This window comes from Vibrio tarriae (assembly GCF_002216685.1).
GTDB classification, from domain to species: Bacteria; Pseudomonadota; Gammaproteobacteria; order Enterobacterales; family Vibrionaceae; genus Vibrio; species Vibrio tarriae.
Map to the genome: position 1 here is coordinate 329010 of NZ_CP022352.1, position 24760 is coordinate 353769.

Here is a 24760-nt window from a genome sequence, read left to right on the forward strand (position 1 = left end):
TTGGGCGTGGTTAAAACACGACACCCGCTTGGAAAATCACATTGGCGTAAGGTGTACATTCACCGGTGCGCACTACGGCGCGGCTTTGCAACGTGCGTTGTTTAAACGCTTCATGGCTGATGTATTGGATGGCAATTGGCTTACCGCACAACTGTTCTTCTGCTTTCAGCTCGCGACATAAGGCTTCATGCAACACCGGGCTTACTTGAGCAAACTCTTGTGCCACGATGACACTTTCGATCTGCGATTCAGACAAAATCACCCGTACTGTTTCCAAAAAAGAAGGCACCCCGTGAGTCAGCGCGAGATCAATACGCGTCACTTCATCCGGAATTGGCAGCCCAGCATCACAGATCGTGATTTCATCGGTATGGCCGAGTGTTGCCACCAAGTAAGAGAGTTCAGAGTTTAGTAGGGTACTTTTTTTCATGGTGATACCTTTTATTGATTCACGTTTGAATAACGACAGCATCACTTTCAATTGGCGAAAAAATGCACATCGAAACGTTTCGATGACATAATAGTTTACTCAATTAAGTTTGCACGCGACAAATCGGCAGAATGTGAAAACGATCAGCAAAATGAGGCTTCACATACGCAACTGAATGAGTTCAATTCGAGATTGCACCATCTTTTCGCGCTGATTTAACACAGCGACCTCATGGTTCGGTATAGTGACGCCAACAAACTAAAGCAGTGAATGAGGATCGAATGAAAAACGCTCTACTAGTAATCTTGAGTGCGCTAGCGCTTTCAGCCTGTAGCGAAGTCGGCAGCAAAGCTTGGTGTGAAGATATGCGCGAAAAACCGAAAAGCGAGTGGAATACTCAAGACACGCTCGACTTCGCCAAACACTGCATTTTCAACAATGAAGTCGGCAGCAAATCTTGGTGCGAAGATATGGATGAGAAATCCAAAGGTGACTGGACAGCCAAAGAAGCAGGCTCTTACGCTAAATATTGTGTGCTGTGAGAAGGAAAGACCCCAGAGCACATTTGGCTCTGGGAGCAAAGTTTCACAATAATTTTTAGAAGTTAGAATATTTAATCACAGCCAAGTGCAGAATCAGTGTCACAAGCTAACTTTGTTGATAGATCACTAAGGCGATCGATATGTACAGTTTCACATTCGTAATTTGATTCTTTTTTGTTGTTTATATTAGCAACAATTATTCCACGTTTTTCCTGATTGCTCTCATAATTACTGAAAATAGTATATTTGTACTCTAAATTAATAAATGAAACATTGAAATAGTCGGTTTGAAACCTTGAGTAATGATTATATTTAAAGCCTAAAAATCCATCACCTTTTGACTCAAAGACAATCTCATTTTTCTTATCTTTTACTAAGGTGTAACTAAGTACACCTTGACTTTCCTCCAGAAAAACTGTTCCCTTTTTTGTATCACAAGAAAAATACAATTCATTTCCAAATGATGAACCACAATATAAAAATGACAACAGTGCAATAAATTTATAATAGGTCATTGTAATTTTTCTCCATTTTCAAATCATAACCTTTCTGTCTTGGACCATTATATCTTCTGGCGAATGAAAGCCAGTTTTTAGAGCGTATAGAACTAAGTAGAACCTTATCAGACTTAATGAAGTTAACAAATGATTTCAGTTGATTTTTCTCAGATTTACTTATGTCTAGAATAAAATCTTCTGGACTTGAATACCCTGCTTCTACATAATTCGATGCTAAGATCTGAAATTTACCCCAAGACACGGATTTTAATGCTGCTCTTTTATCGAGAGCATATGCCTTCATTAATTTAGAATACTGCGTTGATATAGTTCCGTAGCCACCAGCGATAGGATTCGATATGTCTTCATACATGTCATATTTTCCGTTTGTATATTTATGAAAATGATGTCTTTCAAACAATATAGCGGGAACATCATCATCACCTTGTCCAAAATTAAAATATGCACCATAAGAGCCTGTTTCAGTTTTTGCTACAGCTTTAATTGCAGCCACCTCACAATTTAACTCTCTTGCAGCTTCCTCATAATCAGACTCTTCAATTTCATCACCATTATAAAAATTGAGAAACTCTATTGGTGCTAATTCTCCATTAACCAAAGTCATAGGGAATCGGGGACTTTCATACACCCACCCATCCATCAAGGCTTCGTCTAGAGCCAGTAGTGTACCTTTGCCGACAATACCGTCAACGGGGCCAATGCTGTAAGACGGGTGTGTTTGGTGGCTTGGTTGATAGCTTTTCTGGAACTGCTCAATCGCGGTTTTAGTTTTGCTCCCAAAGTCACCATCAGCTCCTGCTTTCCCGAGATCAAACCCAAGTTTTATTAGCGCTTCTTGTAATAACTTAACCTCATCGCTGTGATTACCTTGACGATAAGCACTCGCTTGTCGCTTGGCGAGTTTCTCTAACTCATCGGATGGTTTGAGAAGATCGGATTTTAAAATTCGCTCCGGTGTTTTCTCTTCGGCCACAGGCTCATCATTTGCCGTGTTATTGGCTGAACTCGGCATCATAGTGGGGAGTGATGTCACATCAATAACACGCGCCGCGCCTGATTGCATTGAGGCAGCAATATCCGGCTGAACCAATTCTCCTACTGGTTTAGCTTGCGCTAACATTCTCGGTGCTGCCGCTAATTGCCCGCCATAAGCGCTACCGCTGCCTGCACTGCCGCCCGCGTTTAGGTTAATGGCAGGACCGACTAAGTGCACGCCACCTGCATCGACTTTTACAAAGCTGCCCCCTGCTTTTAGGGTTAACTCCGCTCCGGCTTCAACCACGATTTTTGCGCCGCTTTTGAGTGAAATCTCTTTGCCCGCCTCGACAGCAATGCGTTGCCCTACTTTGTGTTGTCGTGACGCGCCGACTTCATGGCTGCTATCGAGTGCGATTTTGCTACGGACTTCACCTTCAACCGTCAAATGTTGGTTGCGCTGAATGCGAGTAAAGCGATCATTGTCCACAGTGAGATGCTGATCGTGGCGAATCACTTCGGTGTGATCATGCTCAATCAACGCATCCCAATCTTTTTGCGCATGCAGCAAAATCTGTTCGCTGCCCGCTTGATCCTCAAAACTCAGTTCGTTGTAACCTTGCCCTTGATGAGTCTCAGTGCGCAGCACGGTTTTGGTTTTGTGATCAGGCAAGGCGTAAGGCGCGGTATTGGTCGCATGGTACGTACGACCCGTGATGATGGGTTGATCCGGGTCGCCATTGAGGAACGAAACAATCACTTCATGGCCAACTCGCGGAATCGCCATGCTACCGTATTGGCTACCCGCCCATTCTTGTGCCACTCGCACCCAGCAAGAGCTTTTTTCGTTGCTACTTGAATAGCGATCCCACGGGAAATGCACTTTCACACGACCAAAGTTATCGCAATAAATCTCTTCACCTTGTGGCCCAACCACGGTGGCGATCATGGGGCCATCCACTTGCGGCTTAGCACAAGGCCTTGCTCGCCAAGTGATGTGAGCAGGGATAAGTTTTAGCTGATTGCTATAAGTGGTGGCACCTGAACCGCCCTCTTCTTGTAACGCTTGTGGCTGCGTCCCTTGGTGATTGGCTTGTACCACGAGCCAATCTCGATTCATTGCGAGATCAAGGTGATCTTGCAAGTCAAAACGTACTCCAGCCAACAGCAAAGGTTCGCCACTCTTCGCATAAGCCAGCAAAGCATCGCGGCGTAAATACTCTAAGCGAATTTGGCTAAAGGCCTTGCCATTTGCATCGTCTTTGTAGCGTCCCGGAGCATCAAAATGCTCATAATTTGGCTGCTGATAAGCGATGTCTTTGCCCTGCGTGCGCTGAGTAAATCCGTAAGCAGGCTTTTTAAAGCTGTAATCCTTTAGCTCGGTATGGCTCACTTGTGCGGTGGTTTTGAATTGCAGATCGACCACATAAGGGAGATTGATCTCGCCACCCGCCAGCGCATTATAAGGTACTGGCTTGGCTAACTTCGGTTGGCTGTCCGAGCTATCGGTAAACAACAAGGTGTGTTTCTGCGCTTCATGTAGGTGACTGTATACCAAGCCTTCTTCGGCGGCGATACGGTGTAAAAACTGCAAATCCGTTTCACGATACTGTACACAAAACTCTCGCTGGGCACACTCACGCTTAAGGGCAAAGGCGTAATCTTCAATCCCCATCTCTTGCAGCAAAATAGAGATAATTTCCGGCACGCTTTGCTGCTGGAAAATACGGCTATTACTGCGTAAAGAAAGCCTTTCCAACGCAGGAACTAGCGTTAATGAATAGAAAGTATGTCGATGGCCGGTATCCCCTTTGCTGAATTGACGCACAATACCGTTTATTTGCTGCACCACTTGCCCGTCACGCAGAATGGTTAAATGCGCGGTTTGGTCGACAAATTGCTCAGCCGTGAGGTTACTTAGCGCACTGGCTAAATCAACCTGATAGCGAAAACCATAGCAGGGTTCACTGCTCCATACAGAATCAGACAAGGACTCTTGCCCTTCAAATCCGCGTACGACGAGGGATTCATCCTCAAGGCCATCCACCTTTAATTGAAACTGTAACCTTGCCATGCTGTTTTCCTTGTTCTTTTTTTCGACGATAGCACTCGATATGTGGCCATCTTAAGTTCGATGAAAATGGTTCGTTGAAAATGGTTCGTTGAAAATATTGTGTGGCAGTCAATGGCAAACTCAATGCCAGCTTTTTGTCTACTTTTCCCTATTTCGCACCAGGGTTAACGCTGATCACTGAGCAATCCCTTGCCCCAATCAAGCAAAAAACTGCCTATGAGCGAGTTTTTGCCCCACCTCTTCCTTCAGCCATCACTGCAACAAAGCCGCATCGCCGATACGCTGCTCAAGCTCGGCAATTTTCCAACTTAGGCTATCTAGCCTTTGTTTGAGGATCGCAAACTCTTTCTGGGCATTTGTGACATCGCCCTGTTCAAGGAGGCCTTGCACATAGTCAACTCGACCATAAATCGGTGATAGGCTGACCGCGAACTCTTCTAATGATTTGGTCTGCTTTTCTAATTCAGCCCATTTCCCCCGCTTAGCCAGTAACGAGATATTGGCCATTTTGGTGCGAATTTCGCTGAACTTAGCCACGAACAGCGCGGTTTGCTCCAACGCTTGTTGCTGCTGAAGGGCAAACTCTTGACTCAGTGCATTCACTTGCTCGTTTTCAGGATAAAGAGTGCGCAATAGATTCAGCTGAGTGATGGCATGTCGCTTAGGTTCACTAAACGAGATGGTTAAATTCTGCTGCAAAGTATCGCGATACAGCGGGATCAGATCATGTTGCCAACGCGCACGCTCACTTGTGGAAGAGTCGTTGAGCAGTGCTTGAGTTTGAGAGGCCTCATTCAACGTGGTGATGCGCTGTGGCGCGGCATAAGGCGTGGTATAAAACCAAGGCCCCCCCCAGTAGCCCCCCACTACTCCCAGTGCAACCCCAAGTACACCTAGAGTGAACAACGCGTAACCGCGCTGCCAAAACTTAAGCTTAGGTGGCTGAGCCTTCTCCTGCTTTTTCAATAAGCTGTGGTATTGGGTTTCAATTCTGTCTATGTGTTCAAACAGAGCAAACCCGACCCCTTCAAAGTCTACTTTGTATTCGGTTTGTTGTTGTTCAAACAGCTGATGTAACCGCTCGCAATGGCGCTCAGCCCGATACAGATCTCGCAGCGACTCATAAGTTGGTTTAAGTGCTTTCAGTTCCTGCACCACGCGTGCATTAACCCAATCAAGGATCTCCTTGCGTACTTTGGCGCTTTTCACATCACACTCACCTTGGTTGGCAAGGCTTGCACTCATCAGCTCCATGCCCGTGGCATACCCCGTCAGCCCCTGAGTTTTCAGGCAGGCTACCGCATAGTAACCACAGATTAGAAAATCCATTCCTTGGTTACAGGCCAGTTGTTCACAGTACTCTTTTACCACTTCCCAATCCGTGCCCCCAGCAATCGGATTGAAGCGGCGGTTTATCTCCTCACGAACCTTCGCATAGGGCTCTAATCCGCGAATCTCCTCAGAATCATTGGTTAATCGGTAGCAAACGTTATCAATAAAAATCACATTGGACATCACAACTTCGTCCTAAAAAGCCAGAGCGAAAAACTCGCTCTGGCAACTTATTAATAGAGTGTTTTAGATAGTTTGAACGACTTGAACAGGCGTTCGGTAAATGGGTTGGCATCGGCCTCTGCGTTAATGCGGTAGATCATCTCACCGCCATCGACGATAAATTTGAAATCAACCGACGTTTGACTCGCCGAAACCACATCACCTTGATCCAATAAGCGGAAGAATGCCCACGGTCCTTGGATTTGCAAACTGCGCGGTGACATATTGGTTTGGGTTGGAATCAAGGTCACCTTAGACACCACAGAATCACGCAGCGTGTTAGGCCAAATAAGCTCCACATTTTCACGCGGGCCATGGCTGTAAGCTAAGAACTGACCATCCACATTCAGCACACTACGACGCTTGTTGTTACTCAAACTGAGCGGCTCAACCGAGAAGCTGACATCCAAAATCCCTTTACGATTGAAGAAAGCCTCACGAATTTTCTGCGCTTGCTTGATCTGATCCAGCACTTCTTTACGAATGATCGACTGCGCTGAGTCATCCGACGCTACGCTGATGTTCTCATCAATAAACATCTTCAGTTGCTGATTGTAGAAGTTGTCTAACGTGCCATTCGGCGCAAAGAAGGCTTCAAAATCGGCCAAGGCCACATCTTTATTTGATGCGGGGTTGAATGGATAACGCCCAGCCAGCTTGCTTTGGAAGGTTTTATACACATCCTCCGTCCAGCGTACTTCCAGATGCTTAATCGCTTCTTGCTTGACCACATACCAGCTCTCATCTGCAAGCTTCGCCATCATGCTATCCAGCGGCTTCGGCAGTCCTGACGAGATTCGTTTTAAGGTATAGATAGGGTCAGCATTAACCAGCTTGACCCGCGCTTTGGTCGCATCGAGCGCAGCCATACCGACATCGGGAGCATCTTGAATCGATTTCAAGTAGCTTTTCAGCTCATCCACCGAAGCCAAGACTTCCGTCATGTACGCTGGTTTGCTGCCCACCGGTTTGAGCATACCGTTCAGATCAGCAAACGGAGTTTCAATCATCGAAGCCACTTTGTATTTCGGGCTTTTCAGCAGCTCTTTTAACGCCGATTCATCTTTAGGTAACGCACTGTACAGTTGGGTGTTGTCATCTAATGTGCGCAGTAGACGCTGCATCGGCTCAAGGTTACTGGTGATATTTTCCAAAACCATGACCGCATCATTGATGTCATTGAAATACTTCACATCAATTTCATTGAGTGCCGCGCGCCATGTGTTGGTGTAATCCGCCACATAAAGATCGCGGATTTTTTCGCGCAGTGCCTGCTTGTCTGCTTCACTAAACTGCGCCGTTTTGCTCTGTCCCAGAACCCAACTGTCAATCAGTGCCAACTCAGAGACCGATTCAGATTGCGGCATAAAGTAGTCATCAAAACCACGCTTGGTGAGCATTTGAGGAATAAACAGGCTGCTACTGTTAAGAACGCGCTCTTCAAACACCACATCGAACACCGGCCCAATCAAGCTGCGCAAGTTAACCGAAGGACCAAGCACCGTTTGTGCGCTCAACTTCAAGTTACGATAGACGCGCTGGTCGTTTGGCATTGAACCCAGTTCAACCTGAGCACGAGCAATCACTTTATCGTAAGGGCGCATCACCTGCTCCGCCCCTTTATCACCATTGAGACGCTCTGCAGTGAGATCAGTATGACGCATCGCGTAATCTAAGTGGCCGAGCAGCTCTTCCTGAATTTGACGCTGACCTGAGAAGGATTTTTGCCAATACTTCGCAAAATAATCCATCACATAGTCTTGGTAACGACCACTTTTATCGACCAGCATGCGATACACGCGCAGCACCGCTAATTTTTCTTCATCTGTCTCAGCTTGATTGAGCGCAACAATGGTGTCCGCCATCAACAGAGGTAAGAAGCGAGTTTCGAGTAAGTTTAAGTAGGTCTCTTCTACTTTCGGGCCAATGGTGTGCCCTTGGTAGAGACCAAAATCGGAGATGTACTGAGGTTTATCACGGAAGAAACCAAACTCCAGTGTCGCCTCACGGATCTTGTTCAACGGATCCAATACCTCTCTTTGTGAGGCCAGTGAACGGCTGGTCGGGAACTGCTCTTTATACTGATTCACTTTGGTTAATACAGTATCGGCGTGTTGCACGTTATTGAGGTAGTTACGATGCCAAGTACCTGCCAACAGCAAAGTCGCCACTGAGCATGCGACAAAAGAGAGCCCCATCAAACGGCGTTTGTTTTTTGCAACCCGGAAATTATCCGACGCTAAACCCGCTTCAGGATAGATGATGTGGGTAAACAGTTTTTGCGTGAAATAGACCGTGGAGTTTTTCGCGCGCTGCGCCGTATTAATCGCATGAGACAGACCATAACGACGGGAAGCCGCATCATCAAAAGCGTTGGTGGGTACACCTTGTTGGTAAACCGACGTGAAATAGGCACCACGCACCAGCGCTGACGTTGAGAATTGATCGCTCGCCAAAGCCTCTTGGAAAAACTGTTGCAAAATCTCTTTCAAACCTGAGAGTTGACGCGTGAAGCTGTAAATCGCGTTACGTTCTTCAAGCGTCATTGGCGCTGCGACCGCATGTGGCAGCATGCCATTAACTCGTGACACAAATTGGGTGTACTCGCTGGCAAACTCTTCCAACCAAGAATCTAGGTTATCTACCGAGTCCATTGAGAAGGTAAAACCCAACACCTCTTCGCGCTGACTTTTGGTGTAGTGCTTAAAGAAAGGCTCAAAACCGTGCAGTAAGTCGAGCTTAGTCAGTGCAATGTACACCGGCAGGCGAGTCGATAAGGTTTCCATCAACTCACGCAGACGAGTACGCAGCAAATTGGCATAAGCTTTACGCTCTGAGGCGGTGGCGGTAGCAAGATGCGCCACATCCAACGCCAACACGATGCCGTTCAGCGGGCGGCGGCTACGAGTGCGGTCGAGCCAATCGACAAAATGCAACCATAAACGGCGCTCTAACGCACCATCATTCTCTTCACTACGATTGCCTTGCGTTAACAGCTCACCATCAGGATCAATCAGGACAGATTCATCACCAATCCACCAATCAAACGAGTATGGGTTTTCGCTTTTTTGTCCCGAAGCTCGCATGACCGAAGAGAACACAAAGTTCTGACCAGAACGGTTGATCAGGCTGGTTTTACCCGCATTTTCTAAACCCAGAACCAAATACCAAGGTAGTGCATACAAGTAGTTGTGTTTATTTAGGCTCTGCTTCATGTTGAGCATCACCTGATTCAGTTCAACCTCTTGGCGCTGCTCATACACTTTGATCGGATCTTGGCGCAGTTGCTCTTCGCGCTTTTGTTCCGATTTGAAGGCTTGCAACTTACGCCACTGCCAAATGCCCCACACGGCTAAACAGCCGAGAGTAAACAGACTGCTTGCCACAACTCGAGCCATGATCGACTCCAGCGGTTTATAGCCAGCCACTTCCAACCAAGGGCCTGCCCACCAAATGGCAACGTTCAGCAAAATGAACGTAGTGAATAGCAAAATGGGAAGTGCTGCCACCACCGTGGGTTTAAGCCGCCTTACTATTCCAACAATGAATTTCCACATGAATTGTGTCCTTGTTTACTCTGACGTTGTATATCTTTGAATTTGTTCCACTAAACTCGGCTCCCACTCAGGAACAGACAGCGTCGTTACCTGATTGAGCAGAGTTTGATACTGTTCACCAGCCATCGCATCGAGATGATTTGCCCGCAGCAGATCCGCCGATAGCAATCGCCAGTAAAATTTGTCTCGCGGCTCCACCGCACTGACCAAGCCATCATTGAGCATGGAAAGTGCCACCGCGATTCCGCCTTCTTTGGCCAGTTGAAACGCCTCTTTACGCTTCTCTTGCCAATCTCCGCCGACCGATTGCCCCGCAGCACCTTGGCTCTGACCTACGCTCGCCAGCCACTCTTTGACCGAATCGCTGACAAACGGCTCTCCGCCTTTGAATTTGAGCTCAAGCAGCGAAGGCAAACGACGTAAAAACTGTTGTGTTTCTTCGGCAATCGCCTGACACCAATCACTTTTTCCCAGTTGCTGGGCAATGGTGTAACTCATCCACTGTCCTTCAAACCAATAAGGAGCCATGGTTAAGCTCTGTTCGACTTTGCGCCACAAGGCTAAATCGGGGTGACGGAGTTGATCTTGGTAATCCTTGACGCGATCCGCCTGCATTCCACGCAGCAGTGTTTCACCATCGGGTTTATGATCGGGCAATGAGGTAATGCTGCCCCACACCGCAAAGCGGCGCAGACGAATCGAAAGAGCGATACCAAACTCTTGTTCGGCAAGAAAATCGGCCACTTTGAGTAGGGTTTGTTTCGCTGCTTTGTCACTCGAATGATCCACCACCATGCTCGCCGCAGGAGAAGGCGTTGCAGCACTTGGTGTTTCACGCTCCGCGCTGCTTTGCGCCGTCACTTGCTGGCGCTGCTCTGCGCGTTTGATCTCCGCGGTAATTCGCACCACCACAGACTCCACCAACTCAGAAGAGAGCCCTTGTTTCTCAACGGCTTGTTGCCACTCTTCAACCGCCGCTTGCAGCGCTTGGCGATCCGCTTCATCCAGATGATGAAAATCGAACTTTTCGATCACCGTTGTAAAACGTTGCGCCATCTGGCTGAAAAATTTACGTCGCGGCAGATTGCCACGCGCGCCCGGCGCTGGGTAACTGTCGTTCCAATATTGATTGAGGAACTCACTCATCACCGCAAACGAGGTAATAAGGCGCGTCGGGGTAACTTGGTTATGCAGACACTGCAGCAGGTAAACCAAAAGCTTGATGTCTTTACTCTGTTCACCAAGCAGTTTGAGTGTGCTGTGCTCCACTTCATCCCACTGCACTGAAGCGTGAGATAGAGAACCCACTTTCATCATCTGATCTTCAATAAAATCAAACAGTGGGTGATCGACTAGCCGCTCTCCGACAGGATTGCTACTGCTGATCGGTTTGGCCACACACTGACGGTATTCAGTCATTTCCATACGGGCTCCTTACCAACCACAGCGTTCGCGCAAAGCATCAAGGGCTTGATTGACACCTCGAGTATCAAACTGCAACCCGTCAGCAAACGGCGCATTAGAGCGCAGCAACAGGCGAGGCTCACTGGCGGCCAATTTCATCATTTCGATCGCAGGCATGCCGCGAGCCGAGGAAAACAGTACGCCGTGATCGTCACTGCGCCAGAACTGTGTCTCTTGTCGGATAGAGACTTGAATCCGTGCATCAGCCACTTCTTTCGGTAAAGCCAGCTCAATGCGGCTCAGGTTATTAATGCAACTGAGCAAGAGCACTGGCGGAGATGTTTCCCCTGAGCTGCGATTTTGCGCAGGCAAAGCAATCCAAGCGCTGCTGCCCCGCCCTTCACCTTGCGTGCCTAATACCCAACCCGCTTCGGACTGCGACTCAGACAATGCCGCCATGGCGCGTTGCCACTCTGCGGGATAAGGATTGGACGGTGCGATAGCCACTTGCTCAAGGGGCGTGGCAAAGACACGGTCAAAACAGGCCAAACGCTCTAAACGCGCAGGTATCTCGCGGCACAGCTCAGCTTGCTCAACCTGTGATCCCGACGCTTGCGATGCCGCTAAAACATGCGCAAAGCCCGCGCAACCCAAGATCAAACTGGCCATTAAAACGGTAATTCTCATGGGGTTTTGATCTCCAATTTCAGGCACTTGTAGGCTAAGGTACGCTTAGGGATACCGAGACTTTTCGCCGCTTTCGCGCGATCGCCAGCAAAGCGGTTCAAACGCTCACTGATGATCAACGCTTCAAACTGACTGACCGCCTGTTTCAAATCATGGATAACCGCAAAATTCGGTTCTCCAGCCAACGCAACCGAGGGTTCAAGATCCACGTTCTCAGTTTCGACGGAAACGGCTACCGGCGTCGCCTCAGGCGCAAGACAGGGTAGGGTTTGTAAACGATGGGCAAAGCAACTAGCTTCCACCTGCGTACCATCTGCTGTTTGCGCGCAGCCAAACTCAATCAAATGTTTCAGCTCACGCACATTTCCCGGGAAGTCGTACTGCTTAAGGCAGTCGATGGCTCGATAGTTCAAACCACGAATGCGCGTGTTATGTTGCAAGTTGAACACGCGCACAAAGTGCTCACTGAGCAGCTCAATATCTTCCAAGCGTGCCGCCAGACGCGGCAAGGTGATCGGATACTGGAATAGACGGTAATAGAGATCTTGGCGAAATTCTTTTTTGCGTACTTGATCCAGCAGATTGACGTGTGTGGCCGATACCAGACGGAAATCGGAACTGAGCTCCTGCTTACCACCGAGCGGTCGGAAAGTACGCGATTCAAGCACACGCAATAATTTGGCTTGTAAGGTGAGCGGCATATCGCCGATCTCATCCAAAAATAGCGTGCCACCATTCGCTTGTGCGATAAGTCCCTGTTTATCGCTGTCCGCTCCAGAAAATGCCCCTTTGCAGTAACCAAACAGTTCACTTTCCAGTAGATGCTCAGGGATCGCCGCACAGTTGATCGCAACAAACGGCGCAGACTTACGTGACGAAAGTTCATGCACGGCCGCGGCGACTAACTCTTTACCCGTGCCAGTTTCACCTTGCACCATGACCGAGAGCTGAGAGTTGGCGGCAGAGACAATCTGCTCACGCAGCTTTTGCATCGCAGCGCTTTCACCAATCAAAGTACGCGATAATGCATTGGCCAGTGAGCGCTGCGCCGAGTCGCGTTCAATATCCGTCAGCGATTGTTTCAGCTCCAAGCGGCGCTGCTCTTCACGTTCCATATCGTTGAGCAGTGACCATTGCTGGGAAAAAACCTCGATAAACTTCAAAAAGTCCGCGTTTTCAAAAGCGCTCACGATACCGTGACTCTCGCCCATCAACAGCAAGATCGAGTGTACTTGGCGAGTATCCATCGGCAGGGGTTGGATCCATACCGAATCAAACATCCCCACACGAGAGGTTAACTGGCTAAAAATGCGATTGGATTGCCAAAATACCAACTCTTCCGCAGTCAAATGCATCGCATTCGATGACTGCAAAACATGGGCAAAAGGCACATCAAAATCCGTCACTGACCACGCGAACTGACGCTGTGGATCATGAGGCACAAGTAAACGCCCATCCGACGATGGCAACAACAAAAGGCTATCACTCAGATCTAAGCCTTGAGTCAGCAGATCAACAAATTGCAGCGCAAGCTGGTGGGACTTCCTTACTCCCACCAATTGGGTTGCAAACGCCAGCCATTGACTCATGGTTACGCTACCTCTCCGATAAATTCACCCGCTTCTGCCGCTAAACGAATGCGCTCAACGGGCGCTCTTTCGGCGAGTTTATTCAGCAGCGCCAATGAAACGGGCGGCAGCAATTGCCCTTCAATGATCGCCTCCAGCATACGCGCACCGTTTTCGCTGCGTGTCGCACGGCTTAAGATTTCGTCAATTAAGCTCTCTTCAATCACCACTTCTGCGTTGTAACGTGTCTTGAACAGTTTCTCGAGACGAGCCAGCTTGCCGCGAACAATCTGTGCCAACACTTCTTTACCCAGTGGTAAGTAAGGGATCACTTCCATACGCGCCAGCAGAGCAGGTTTAAAGAAAGCGGCCAATTCAGGGTAAAGCGCTTCATCAAGCTTGGCGGGCTCATCGGCATAATCGACTATGGTTTGGTAGCCTAAGTTCGATGTCAGGAAGAACACAATGTTTTGGCAGTCGATGACACGACCTTCACCATCGGCGATTTCGCCTTTATCAAAGCCTTGGTAGAAGATATTTAAAACTTCTGGATGGGCTTTTTCGACTTCATCAAGCAGAACCACCGAATAAGGCATCTTACGGATAGCCTCCGTCAGCACACCACCTTCACCGTAACCAACATAACCCGGAGGTGAACCAATCAGGCGGGAAACGGTGTGTTTCTCTTGGTATTCCGACATGTTGATGGTGGTGAGGAACTGTTTACCACCGTAAAGCTGCTCTGCTAGTTGCACTACCGTTTCGGTTTTACCTACACCGCTTGGCCCCACCAGCAGGAATGCCCCTTTCGGACGTCCCGGACGACGCAGATCGGCACGCGCTGTCAGTAAATGACGATGGATACGTTCGATGGCCGTTTCTTGGCCTTTGATCGCTTGGCCTAAAATCGAGGTCAAATGGGTGATTTTATGCAGCTCATCGGTGTTCATCTGATCAACAGGCACGCCCGTCCAATCGGCGATCACTTCAGCAATCTGATCCGCATCGACTTGCGGGTGCATCAAACGCTCAGCATGATCAATCGCATCGAGTGCTTGATACTGCTCTTGCAGCGCCGTACGCACCACCAATAAATGGTCGGGATCTTGCTCTTGCGCTTGGCTTAACTCCATCAGCTCAGCACGCAGTGCGATGATCGACTCCACCAAGCTTTTTTGCTGCTGCCAACTCTGTGTCAACGCGGCTTTTTCCGCTTCATCGGCCAACTCTTGATTACGCAGAACATCAAGGCGCTCGCTATCGACCTCTTGGCCAAGGAATTGCGCCCGCTCTAGCATATCAATTTCGAGTTGACGCTGATGGCACAAGGTTTCAAGTAGCGCTAAACGCTTAGGTGGCGTGGTCATATTGATCGCAATCCGCGCACAAGCGGTATCCAGCACATCAATCGCTTTATCGGGCAGTTGACGACCTGAGATGTAACGCGCTGACAGTTCAGCGGCAGCTTTTAGTGCATCATCAGTGATGAGTACGTTGTGTGCCTTTTCATAGACACTGTTAAGACCGCGCAGAATATCGACGGCTTGATCGATCGTTGGTTCATCGAGTTTGACCAGTTGGAAACGGCGCGTCAGCGCGGGATCTTTTTCAAAATACTTTTTGTACTCTTTCCACGTCGTCGCCGCCACTGTGCTTAACTCACCACGCGCCAGCGCAGGCTTGAGCAAGTTTGCCGCATCACTGCCCCCTTCTTGGTTACCAGAACCAATTAAGGTGTGCGCTTCATCGATGAATAAAATGATCGGTTTAGGCGATTGCTTAATCGCATCAATCACCCCTTTTAGGCGCTTTTCGAACTCGCCTTTCACCGATGCACCCGCTTGCAAGCGACCAAGATCCAACGAATAGAGTTCTACATTTTGCAGTTGGGTGGGCACTTTGCCAGCCACCACACGCAGCGCCAAACCTTCAATCATGGCACTTTTACCAACACCTGCTTCCCCCACCACAATCGGGTTGTTTTTGCGGCGACGGCACAGAATATCCACCATCAAGTTGAGTTCATTTTCACGGCTCAGGACAGGATCAAGCTCACCGTTACGGGCTTGCTCAGTCACATTCGTGCAAAAGCGTCCGAGTGGTGTTTCTGCGGCGGCTTGCAGTGGATTGGCCGCGTTTTTCTCTGTTTTAGCCACTGCGGTTTCTGCAGAATCACTTAAGATCATCGCAAAGTGTTTTTTGAGGTTTTCGCGGTTGATGCCTTCAAACAAGCTGATCAATTTGAACGACAGATAACGGTCTGCACGGGTGAGCGCGGCTAAGAAAATCGCCCCTGAACGCAGCTCAGCCTGCTCTAACTCGGTACTGGAAAGCAGCCAAGCTTCTTGCAGTAACTCGACCAGCAGTGGCGAAAACGCTGGATAGGTATCCAAGACCTGTTCACGGCTATAGGTTGAGGCGATGGCCTGTTTCACCTGATCGACTTCCAGCCCCGCTTGCTTGAGTACGAGACGCACATCAGAGAGGGGATTATCCAGTAACACATCCAGATAATGTTCTAGAGTGACTTCAGGGTGTTGGCGCTCAATACAGAGAGAGGCCGCTTGCTCCAGAGCCAATTTGCTTTGTGCATTCAGTTTTGCAATAAGAGTGGGTAATTCAATACGGATCACAACGTACCACCTAGCCTAATTATGTTTAAAGTATTTGATTGAGTTGATTGAGCACATCGCTGGATTTGCTATGCAGCACATAGCTGTAGCCGAGAAATAGACCTATCCAAAGCACGATAAAGCCAGCAAACACAGACCAAACAGGCATCTGTCTGCTTAGGGTGTATTTCGCACGCACCACATGATCGGTCGGACGGGTTAAGTCTTGTGGCTCGCTCTCTTCCAAGCTGCTCAGCAGTTGATGCAGGCGGCTGATCACTTTTTCGCGCTCAGCTTGTCCCCCTTCCATCACACGGTATTTGCCTTCAAAGCCCAAAATCAGGCAGTGATAAATAAAGGCCAATAGCGCTTGGTAACGGTGTGGTTCACCCTCAAGACGGCTCAAAATCGTAAACACTTTCTCGCCACCCCACGTTTCATTATGGAAGCGTGACAGCATGGAGTGCTCGGCCCATAAACTGGACGCGCCCCACTCGGTTCCCATCACGGATTCATCCAAAAAGGCGCACAAGATGTAGCGATAGGCCATCAAAATGGCGTGTTCGTAACCTTGCTCCGTCAACTCAATTTCAATCGCTTTGATCTCTTCAATCGTCTGACGGTATATCTGTTCAATGTTGTCGCATTCGGTGAGGGTGCGAACCCGCAGAGAAAGCCCAAACAAGGGTGTCGCGGCATCAATCAGCACATTCGGATTGTCCCCACGCAATTGGAACCAGTAGTCTTGGTCGTGGTTAATTTTTTCCACATCGTCGAACAACAAACTGGCTAATGGCGTCTCTTTTTTACTCTGTGACATGGTTAGCTCCTGATAGCCCAGAATTGCAGCTCAAGATCATCAAAAGCTGCAGCAACGTGGAACGCAAAACCGCTGGAATGAGTCAACATCGCCCATGCAGCGCTGGTTTTATCCAGTTGGTAGTAGGTGTAGCCAGCGTGGTAAGGCAATTGGCGCGGTGCGACGGGTAATGGCGTCAATGGAATACCCGGCAGTTGCAGTGAGATGAGTTCACGAATTTTCTCAACCGATGCCACTTTGGTTTGCTGAGTAAACAGACGACGTAGCTCATCCAACGGCATGCGAGCTTTAACCGCGATGATAAACTCTGCACTCTCCATCAGTTGCGGATCATGGATTGGCGCAACCATCAAACCGTACTTACGTTTATCCAGTTGGATAGAGACGGCGCGCGGCTCTAGCACCACGCTCAAGCTCTGACGCAAGCTGCGGATCAGCGGCTGGAAAGAGTGGCTGGGTGAATCATGGTTATAGCTTGGCAAACTGGGCGGCAGACGACTTTCGTCCGTAAAGGTAGCAAGCTCACCGCACACACACGAGAGACATTCAAACAGACGCTCTGGGTGTAAGCTGCGCAGCTCTGCCAAATGCTTCATTTGTGGTTGCAGACGGTTTAAAGCTTGCAGCAACATAAAGTCCGAAACATCAGCAACCCCACCTTGTGCTGGAGAGCTGATCCGCTGAGCAATATTTTTCGCTCGCTCACGCATCAGGCCTGACATCTCATTAATAAAGCGGTGCAGCGCAGAGATGCCCACAACATTCAAGTGACAAGGGATGAAATCCGGATCGAGCACCACGCTGCCATCAGGACGTTTTTCTAAAATACGGCCAATAGCAATTGAGGCATACGCACTGCGATCCTCTCGCTCAAGCATGAGTTGCAAACGCACAGGGGAAACATCAATCGTCGTGGTATCACCCTGCACGCTGTGGACATCACGGACTTCGAGACGACGGCTGACATAGCGCCCCGTACCACGCTCTTCTGGCCAGTTAATCTCCATCAGCGACTCACTACGTAGCGGTACGGCTAAGTAGACAATCTGGTTTGCCAATGACGCATCGGTCACTTCGAGCGCATCGGGAAGATGATCTTCTTGAGGAATACGAAAGGTGGTGCCATCGGGCATCACGCCGACCGCACGCTCAATCGCAATACGGCCAAACGAGAGGTATTCCGGGTTGAGCGACAACTCGGAAATCCCATACAAGTAACGGCTCACGGTGCTCAGGCGCTCGTCTAGGCAGTACTCCGTATATCTCTGCTGTTGCTGGAAATGTTGCGGCTTAATAAATAGCCCTTCATTCCAGATCACTCGGTTACGCGCAAACATCGTTTGTTATTCCACCCTATCCAATTTCACATCGTAGTCTTTAAACAGCATCAGCAAGTGATACTCTCGCCCTTTATTGATCACCTTGACCGCTTTCTTCCATTCGCTGAGTTCAGGCTCGGCAAAATGAGCCATCACGCCGATGTAGTTGGTCTCCTCATCGACTTCGAAAGCGTTGACGAATTTGAACTGCCCTGGAGTCAGTACATAGTCGTAGTTTTTAACAAAGTTACTGCGCAGCGCTTTTTTATAATCGGTTTTGATCTGGTCGTAGTCGGACGACATAAACATCGAGTCATCCTTTAGCTCAAACACTTGAATTTCTATCGGTGACGCTTCACCCCAGATGTTTGGGTTCACTCCTTCATCGCTGACCAAGCTAAAGGTCACCTTGGTTGGCTCTTGCTCAGGCTCATACTTATCAGACGAACTGCACGCGGTCAGCACCGTCAAGGCAAACAGCATCCACAGCACTTTGTTCACGGTTATAGCTCCAGTTGCTTCTCGCGAATTTTGCGATCGTAGGCTTGCTCAAAGATCTCCCAGAACAACTTCTCAAAGCCGCGTTGGCGGTTAGAGGTCAGCTCTTGGTAGTAGCTGCAGTACATATTCCACGCCCAAGCATCCGTTGAAGTTTGTGTGGTATCAGAATTGCGCTTGTAGTGGTGGAAACGGCGCAGCATCACCTGTGGTGAGAAAGCGTTGAGAATTTGGCTCAAGGCTTCTGAAGTGGCAAACTGCATCGCTTCATTATGATCGCGAACGGTTTTTAGGCTTTCAGCAATCGCCGCAGGGGCAGAAAGGTGCACAACGCTCTTATCAGCATCGTACAGAGTGCGGATCGTCTCTTCATAGGAGAGACCTAAACGCAGCGGGTTATCTTCAATGGGTTGCAGATTACGGTTCAAAGTACCGAAACGGCTTTCACTCACTTGTTGATGCAAATCGAGTAAACCGCGCACACAAGCTTGTAAAGACTCACCCAACTCTTGCGATAGAAGATGCATACGATTCATATCATTTTCATCGCTCAGGTCTACGCCGAGCCCTTCCAAGATCGGACCTGTGACCAAGTGGTTAGCTTGGCTGGTTGAGCTTGTGTGCATAGTGGAATACGCGCTCTTCTCCAACTGCGGCTGGAAACTTTTCGCGACTTCCTCTTCTAACAAATCCAGTACTTTTTCATCCATTGTGAAGCCCTCTGATACGTTGCTTTCGCTGGTTTTATATTGAGAAATTGTGGGGGTGGTAGAAGTCACGCTCGGTGCTTCTGTTTTGGTTTGCTTAGCAAAAGTGGCCTTCGCAAACCCAAGAATTTTCTTAAGGCGGATCGATGAAGTCATCTCATACTCACTGTCCGCTTGTGGCGTAAAATCGGCATTTTGCAGCACTAAGTTATCTTGTGGCACGAGGTTAGGTTGGGCGGATAACGGCTGCTCACTTTTCGGATCATCCAGTAAGGAGGTCGAACTGCCCGCCGCACCCATCAGGTTATCGAGCGCCTGTAATGGGTCTGTATTGGTTGGTAATTCGTTTTTTTCTGGTTCGATGTCGAGCGTCAGATCGGCCAGCAGATCCTCATCCTTAGAGGCAAACAGCGCATCTAAAGATCCATATTGTTCTTCCACTTCGATGGCGTTACCAAACAGCACTCGCAAACGGTAAGGCCCCACACTCACTTCATCTTTGTGGGTCAGGCGTGCCATTCGCCCAACACCCAGTGGCATGTCTGCCCCGTTGACATACGTGCTACCGCAGCTGTCTTTTAAACAATACGCCCCGTCCACCATCATCACTTCACAGTGCATGGGTTTTACACTGCCTTGCGCATCGACCAAACGCCACTGCGCATTCGGCGATGAGCCGATCACCCCACCTGACGAGGTCCACGTGTGCTGAGCGGACAAGCCAGACTCTAAGTGCTGAGCATTGGTGACTAATAGGGTCAACGAAGGTAATGTCTCTGAGTTCATGGTTATTGCCTTACTTGAATTAACACATGTTTATTGGCTGCATCTTGGCCAAGAAACGAAGTCCAGCCGAGGGCGATATTCTGTTTGGCATCCAGACAAAACAGCGGCGCTTCCCGTTCATCCATCGCCAGCTCGAGGTCATACGCCATCTGTTCGCGCAAAATAAACTCCACTAGCTTACAAAGCGGCTGATACTCTTTACCTGAAGGTAAAAAGTCGGCAAAACGGTTGCGAGATAACTGATTGATACAGATGATAAACTTTCCACTACAATCAATAACGGACTCGCCGATCACTGTATCCATCCCCAACCGAGCATTCTGCTTGCCCAGCGCCAGTTGCTGACTCGGATCAATCGATACCCGACGTCTAACCCACTGGCGAATAGATACATCCGGTAAGTCAAAACAGTGGGCAATAATGCCTGCCACGACTTGTGGTGAGCGGCTGCGCCCTGCCAAAGTGCCCGCGTACGCCAGCATTTTGCACCAGTTGATCGGCGTTTCGCCGCGCAGATCAGGGTCGCCCAATCCCACCAGCGCAAACAGTTGTGCAGAGAACACATCCTGCGCGCCGGACTGAAAACGTACGTAGTAACGGTATTTACGCCAAACGCGATAAACCAAATTAATCAATCTGTTATTGAAAAAATCGAGAAACGGCTGCTTATACCCCCCAGGCTCTTCCGTCACCAATTGCTCAAGGATGAACCCCGGCAGAGGTGACTGTGCACCGGAAAGGCCAAAAAAGTTGGTCAACATAACCCAACGCTCATCGTCACGCGCTTCAAGCGCCATCACATCACTGGGCGAAAATCCAAGGCTCGGGTTAGCACTGAACACCAAGCGGCAATCGCGCTCCCACTCTTCCGATTCGGGATTGATATCAGCCAGTTTTTGCAACAGCTCAACCAGTTGGTAGAAGTTGTATTCCCGTACATTGCCCGGCAAGCTCAACGGAGAGGCTTGCGCTGGATCTGAATTCAGATCAACGGCTGCATTCCGCTCTGTGTGCCCCATGAGTACTTCTCTTGATTGCTGATGTTAACCACGACTAATTCGTGAAATGAGTTGATGCTGGCGTAAAGTGCAAAGAAATGACTGAGTACCGTACCAAACAGGAACAAATCACCTTCTGAGCCAAATCCCGTTTGATCCACATACAAAGTCGATTGCAAACCACGCACTGGCAGACCACGTAGGATTTTATCAACCGGTTTAGATTCAATTTTAACTATGCCATCGAGGCGCATGCGGGCTACGCGCTCAGCTTGTCTATCCACCAAGGCGCGAAAATCATAGGCACGCAACACACAACCTAAGGCATCTTTTGATAGCAGTGATAAGTAGTTCAGCGATAGGTTCGAAATCAGCGTCCACAGCAAACTGCCATCGAGTACTGGGCGTAGTGACTGTGATGGCACAGTAATATTTTTAAATGTGGCAAAAGGTGGTGAGCTGTCGGTCGCCACACAAATATCCCCCACCCCAAGTTCCAATGGCAGCAAGCGATTGGTGCAGGTGAGTTTGATCGATACGGCTTCATCCACGCCCATTGATAAGGTTTCATCACCGCGCACAAAAGAGATAAATGAATCAAAACCATCCCCCCGGATGCTCTCTTTGACTCGTGTGCGATAGTAAAGCGCTTGACGATGACGAACCCGTTCCACTTCATGTTGGAAGCTTTCAAAAGAAGAGTAGATACGTTTCTCTCCGCGGATCCGTTTGCCTTCTGACTGGGTATCTTGCCAACCAACCACTTGATCCACGCTGAAAATTTCATAGTGGGCAGGATAGCGACTGGACGGGACGATTCGATACTCTGAACGACGCCCAGTCAAATCGATCGGATCGGCATCATGCTCAAACAGATTGATGACCGGTGTGCAATAGAGTTGAAAATTGTCCTGACGCACTCGCGTATCAGCAGGCAATGTTTTCGAAAAATGGATGCGTAAGGTGAAATCACCGCTGACCGCTTTCGGTAAAGCTTTGGCAAAACCTTTTACATCAAAGAAGTGAAAGGCTTCAGGAAACGACAGGTACTCTTGCAAAATACGATAACCGTCATAGACATTCTTTGGATAAGGCAGCAAAGCTTGGTCACTTGAGAAACCAACGGTTGAAAACGCATCAGCAGGCAGTGCGAACTCGACCCCCTGCACTTCAATGGTCATTTTTTGTAGATAATGGTGTAACCAAAGATAGAGAATCTGCGAGCTGTATTTATCACCACCTAAGTAAAAACGTACGGTATCGAGCTTAGCGTCGCCTACTGTCATATCGCCCAGCATGCGCAACGAGATCTGAATGGTCGTGGCTTCACGTGTGTGTTCGGCATGAACACCTTGACACTGCATCGGATACAGCGCGACATCACGGCAAGTGTTGAAATGACACGCCGTGCCAAAGACTGGCTTGCTATCCAATTGGGTATTACGTGGGATGACTTGCTTCTCGCTGACACTTTTGTCAGGTTCAAACGCCACCACACTCATGCTCGGGATAGGGCGCAGATAATTTGGCCACAGCATGTTAATGATGGAGTGAGTAAGTTCAGGGAACTCATCCTCCACCTTTTCGCGCAAACGCGCGGTAAGAAATGCAAAACCTTCCAAAAGACGCTCAACGTCAGGATCGGTCGTACGGCCATGAAGAAAACGCGAAAGCTGAGGGTGAATTTCGGTAAATTCTTTCCCCTGCTCTTTTAAAAAAGCGAGCTCTTCCCTGAAATACTTGTCTTGCGTCATAGAGGTTAAAACACTCGATATTTTCTGCTTTGATCCAATAACAGACTGAACTGGACTTTTTCGTGTAACGCTTCGCTATTGATGGTCGCGGTAATGTGGAACCTTAAAGTCAGCGGGTTAAAGCTATCTTGATCCGCTCTCACCAGAACGCGAGTTAAACGCGGCTCATAGCGCTCAAGGCACTGTTGAATCGCCAATTTAATTCGCACGGAGAGATCTAAGGTTTCCAGCGTTGCATCATTAAAATCCACCAACCCGAGATGAGGGGCACTTTGCGCTCCACCAATTCGAGTGTTCAGAATGTTAGAGACATTCCGTTTGATCGATTCGAGTACATCCCACGCGTCTGGCCCACGGGTCAGCGACATAGGTTTGGCGTTGGCTTCCAAACGTTCGAAAAAGCCAACACCAAATGCACTCTCTTCAGGTGCGATGTACGTCATAATCAGGCTTGATCAAGACGTCCAACTAATGACAACTCAAAGTTCGCACCCATGTACTTAAAGTGAGGACGAACCGAGAGTGACACCTGATACCAACCTGGATTGCCTTCCACATCCATCACTTCAATGCGCGCAGCACGAAGTGGACGGCGGCTACGTACGTCTGCGGGTGGGTTCTCTTGATCAGCAACGTATTGTTTGATCCATGAGTTCAGTTCACGCTCAAGATCTTGACGCTCTTTCCAAGCACCGATCTGCTCACGTTGTAGAACTTTCACATAATGCGCCAAACGGTTGATGATCATCATGTACGGCAATTGGGTACCCAACTTGTAGTTGGTTTCCGCTTCTTTGCCTTCTTTGGTATTTGGGAAAACCTTAGGTTTTTGAATTGAGTTTGCAGAGAAGAACGCTGCGTTATCACTGCCTTTACGCATGGTAAGTGCAATAAAACCTTCTTCCGCCAGTTCAAACTCTTTGCGGTCAGTGATCAGGACTTCGGTTGGGATCTTACTTTGCAATGCACCCATAGACTCAAAGACATGCACAGGCAAGTCTTCAACTGCCCCGCCGCTTTGTGGACCGATGATGTTTGGACACCAACGGTATTTAGCAAAGCTATCCGTCAAACGAGTTGCGAAGGCAAATGCCGTGTTACCCCACAGGTAGTGCTCGTGCGATGCACTGACGTTTTCCGCATAGTTGAACGACTTCACTGGATTTTCGATAGGATCGTAAGGCACACGCAGAAGGAAACGAGGCGCTGTTAAACCAAGATAACGAGCATCTTCTGATTCACGCAGAGCACGCCATTTGGCGTATTTAGGGCTTTCAAAAGTAGACTTGAGATCTTTAATATTAGGCAGTTCTTCAAAGGAATCGATGCCAAAGAACTCAGGTCCTACGCTTGAAATGAAAGGAGCATGCGCCATGGCACCTAGTGCGCCCATGTATTGCAGCAACTTCATATCTGGGGTTGAAGGGGTAAACGCATAGTTACCAATGATCGCGCCAACAGGTTCACCACCAAATTGACCATAGCCCGCAGAATAAACGTGTTTGTAAAGACCGGACTGAGCCGTTTCTGGAGCAAACTCGAAATCTTCCAACAGTTCGTCTTTGGTTACGTGAAGGATTTCGACTTTGTTATTTTCACGAAAATCAGTGCGATCCACGAACAGCTTCAAACCACACCACGCCGATTCCATTGCTTGGAATTGCGAGTTGTGCAGGATTTCATCCATCTGTGCGCTGATTTTTTTATCCAGTTCAACCAACATTTGGTCAACCAGAGATTTGTTGACAGGTTCAGCAGAGTGCTGTGAACCCATGAGGTTTTCGATAAACGCTGCAACACCTTTTTTCGCGATGTCATAACCCTCTTCGCTTGGTGCGATGCGGGTTTGCGCCATAATTTCATCAAGAAGGCTGCCTTGATCAAGTTGCGGTCTTTCCAATACCTTTTCAGTAGTAGACATCATTAGATTCCTAAAGAGTAATGAATTGATAACGTT

18 protein-coding genes are annotated in these 24760 nt (G+C 48.7%); 1 reads left to right on the plus strand and 17 read right to left on the minus strand.

All coding sequences use genetic code 11. The annotated features are described in order from the left end of the window. Positions 1-10: 10 nt before the first annotated feature. Positions 11-430: a D-ribose pyranase gene (gene rbsD, locus CEQ48_RS02045; protein ID WP_000749918.1), complete on the minus strand. Its 420-nt coding sequence runs from the start codon at positions 428-430 to the stop codon at positions 11-13. Positions 431-711: 281 nt separating this feature from the next. Here rbsD and CEQ48_RS02050 point away from each other — a divergent pair, with 281 nt between their 5' ends. Then, positions 712-972 (plus strand): DUF3012 domain-containing protein, encoded by a 261-nt coding sequence (locus tag CEQ48_RS02050; protein WP_000786206.1) that lies wholly within the window; start codon positions 712-714, stop codon positions 970-972. 71 nt (positions 973-1043) lie between these two features. Here CEQ48_RS02050 and CEQ48_RS02055 read toward each other — a convergent pair whose 3' ends face one another. The 16 genes from CEQ48_RS02055 to tssC form a co-directional block, all read right to left on the minus strand. Then, positions 1044-1487 (minus strand): hypothetical protein, encoded by a 444-nt coding sequence (locus CEQ48_RS02055; RefSeq protein WP_032473734.1) that lies wholly within the window; start codon positions 1485-1487, stop codon positions 1044-1046. Next, a complete protein-coding gene (gene tssI / locus CEQ48_RS02060) occupies positions 1474-4539 on the minus strand; it encodes a type VI secretion system tip protein TssI/VgrG (RefSeq protein WP_089070038.1) in 3066 nt (1021 codons plus the stop codon). Before tssI ends, CEQ48_RS02055 begins: the two co-directional genes overlap by 14 nt. A 252-nt stretch (positions 4540-4791) precedes the next feature. Further along, complete coding sequence (locus CEQ48_RS02070; RefSeq protein WP_198301113.1) at positions 4792-6054, minus strand: type VI secretion system protein TssA; 1263 nt, start codon at positions 6052-6054, stop codon at positions 4792-4794. 50 nt (positions 6055-6104) lie between these two features. Next, positions 6105-9650, minus strand: coding sequence for a type VI secretion system membrane subunit TssM (gene tssM, locus CEQ48_RS02075; protein ID WP_089070040.1), 3546 nt, complete (start codon positions 9648-9650; stop codon positions 6105-6107). 15 nt (positions 9651-9665) lie between these two features. Then, on the minus strand, positions 9666-11075 hold the full coding sequence (vasJ, locus tag CEQ48_RS02080; RefSeq protein WP_000426086.1) for a TssA family type VI secretion system protein VasJ: 1410 nt from the start codon (positions 11073-11075) through the stop codon (positions 9666-9668). A gap of 9 nt (positions 11076-11084) precedes the next feature. After that, the gene (gene vasI, locus CEQ48_RS02085; RefSeq protein WP_198301114.1) at positions 11085-11741 is read right to left on the minus strand and encodes a type VI secretion system-associated protein VasI; all 657 of its coding nucleotides are present in this window, start codon (positions 11739-11741) and stop codon (positions 11085-11087) included. Further along, on the minus strand, positions 11738-13330 hold the full coding sequence (gene vasH, locus CEQ48_RS02090; RefSeq protein ID WP_002156682.1) for a sigma-54 dependent T6SS transcriptional regulator VasH: 1593 nt from the start codon (positions 13328-13330) through the stop codon (positions 11738-11740). Before vasH ends, vasI begins: the two co-directional genes overlap by 4 nt. Before the next feature lie 2 nt (positions 13331-13332). Then, positions 13333-15942: a type VI secretion system ATPase TssH gene (gene tssH / locus CEQ48_RS02095; protein ID WP_089070042.1), complete on the minus strand. Its 2610-nt coding sequence runs from the start codon at positions 15940-15942 to the stop codon at positions 13333-13335. Between the two features lie 25 nt (positions 15943-15967). Next, the gene (gene icmH / locus CEQ48_RS02100; protein ID WP_000083407.1) at positions 15968-16741 is read right to left on the minus strand and encodes a type IVB secretion system protein IcmH/DotU; all 774 of its coding nucleotides are present in this window, start codon (positions 16739-16741) and stop codon (positions 15968-15970) included. Between the two features lie 2 nt (positions 16742-16743). Then, positions 16744-18078, minus strand: coding sequence for a type VI secretion system baseplate subunit TssK (gene tssK / locus CEQ48_RS02105; RefSeq protein ID WP_000458007.1), 1335 nt, complete (start codon positions 18076-18078; stop codon positions 16744-16746). A 6-nt stretch (positions 18079-18084) separates the two neighbouring features. Further along, positions 18085-18561 (minus strand): type VI secretion system lipoprotein TssJ, encoded by a 477-nt coding sequence (gene tssJ / locus CEQ48_RS02110; protein WP_089070043.1) that lies wholly within the window; start codon positions 18559-18561, stop codon positions 18085-18087. A gap of 2 nt (positions 18562-18563) precedes the next feature. Continuing rightward, the gene (gene tagH / locus CEQ48_RS02115) at positions 18564-20051 is read right to left on the minus strand and encodes a type VI secretion system-associated FHA domain protein TagH (protein WP_089070044.1); all 1488 of its coding nucleotides are present in this window, start codon (positions 20049-20051) and stop codon (positions 18564-18566) included. A 2-nt stretch (positions 20052-20053) separates the two neighbouring features. Beyond that, a complete protein-coding gene (tssG, locus tag CEQ48_RS02120) occupies positions 20054-21070 on the minus strand; it encodes a type VI secretion system baseplate subunit TssG (protein WP_089070045.1) in 1017 nt (338 codons plus the stop codon). After that, positions 21034-22803, minus strand: a complete 1770-nt coding sequence (gene tssF / locus CEQ48_RS02125) for a type VI secretion system baseplate subunit TssF (RefSeq protein ID WP_089070046.1) — start codon at positions 22801-22803, stop codon at positions 21034-21036. Before tssF ends, tssG begins: the two co-directional genes overlap by 37 nt. Before the next feature lie 5 nt (positions 22804-22808). After that, entirely contained in the window at positions 22809-23246 is a 438-nt protein-coding gene (gene tssE / locus CEQ48_RS02130; protein ID WP_000221000.1) for a type VI secretion system baseplate subunit TssE, read from the minus strand. 2 nt (positions 23247-23248) lie between these two features. After that, on the minus strand, positions 23249-24724 hold the full coding sequence (tssC, locus tag CEQ48_RS02135) for a type VI secretion system contractile sheath large subunit (RefSeq protein WP_181710700.1): 1476 nt from the start codon (positions 24722-24724) through the stop codon (positions 23249-23251). Positions 24725-24760: the final 36 nt, after the last annotated feature.

Coding starts and splice junctions, on each gene's coding strand:
- tssI (WP_089070038.1), bottom strand. CDS start 4,539: ATGGCAAGGTTACAGTTTCAATTAAAGGTGGATGGCCTTGAGGATGAA.
- vasH (WP_002156682.1), bottom strand. CDS start 13,330: ATGAGTCAATGGCTGGCGTTTGCAACCCAATTGGTGGGAGTAAGGAAG.
- CEQ48_RS02050 (WP_000786206.1), top strand. CDS start 712: ATGAAAAACGCTCTACTAGTAATCTTGAGTGCGCTAGCGCTTTCAGCC.
- vasJ (WP_000426086.1), bottom strand. CDS start 11,075: ATGGAAATGACTGAATACCGTCAGTGTGTGGCCAAACCGATCAGCAGT.
- tssM (WP_089070040.1), bottom strand. CDS start 9,650: ATGTGGAAATTCATTGTTGGAATAGTAAGGCGGCTTAAACCCACGGTG.
- vasI (WP_198301114.1), bottom strand. CDS start 11,741: ATGAGAATTACCGTTTTAATGGCCAGTTTGATCTTGGGTTGCGCGGGC.
- CEQ48_RS02055 (WP_032473734.1), bottom strand. CDS start 1,487: ATGACCTATTATAAATTTATTGCACTGTTGTCATTTTTATATTGTGGT.
- CEQ48_RS02070 (WP_198301113.1), bottom strand. CDS start 6,054: ATGTCCAATGTGATTTTTATTGATAACGTTTGCTACCGATTAACCAAT.
- tssK (WP_000458007.1), bottom strand. CDS start 18,078: ATGTTTGCGCGTAACCGAGTGATCTGGAATGAAGGGCTATTTATTAAG.
- icmH (WP_000083407.1), bottom strand. CDS start 16,741: ATGTCACAGAGTAAAAAAGAGACGCCATTAGCCAGTTTGTTGTTCGAC.
- tssG (WP_089070045.1), bottom strand. CDS start 21,070: ATGGGGCACACAGAGCGGAATGCAGCCGTTGATCTGAATTCAGATCCA.
- rbsD (WP_000749918.1), bottom strand. CDS start 430: ATGAAAAAAAGTACCCTACTAAACTCTGAACTCTCTTACTTGGTGGCA.
- tssE (WP_000221000.1), bottom strand. CDS start 23,246: ATGACGTACATCGCACCTGAAGAGAGTGCATTTGGTGTTGGCTTTTTC.
- tssF (WP_089070046.1), bottom strand. CDS start 22,803: ATGACGCAAGACAAGTATTTCAGGGAAGAGCTCGCTTTTTTAAAAGAG.
- tssC (WP_181710700.1), bottom strand. CDS start 24,724: ATGTCTACTACTGAAAAGGTATTGGAAAGACCGCAACTTGATCAAGGC.
- tagH (WP_089070044.1), bottom strand. CDS start 20,051: ATGAACTCAGAGACATTACCTTCGTTGACCCTATTAGTCACCAATGCT.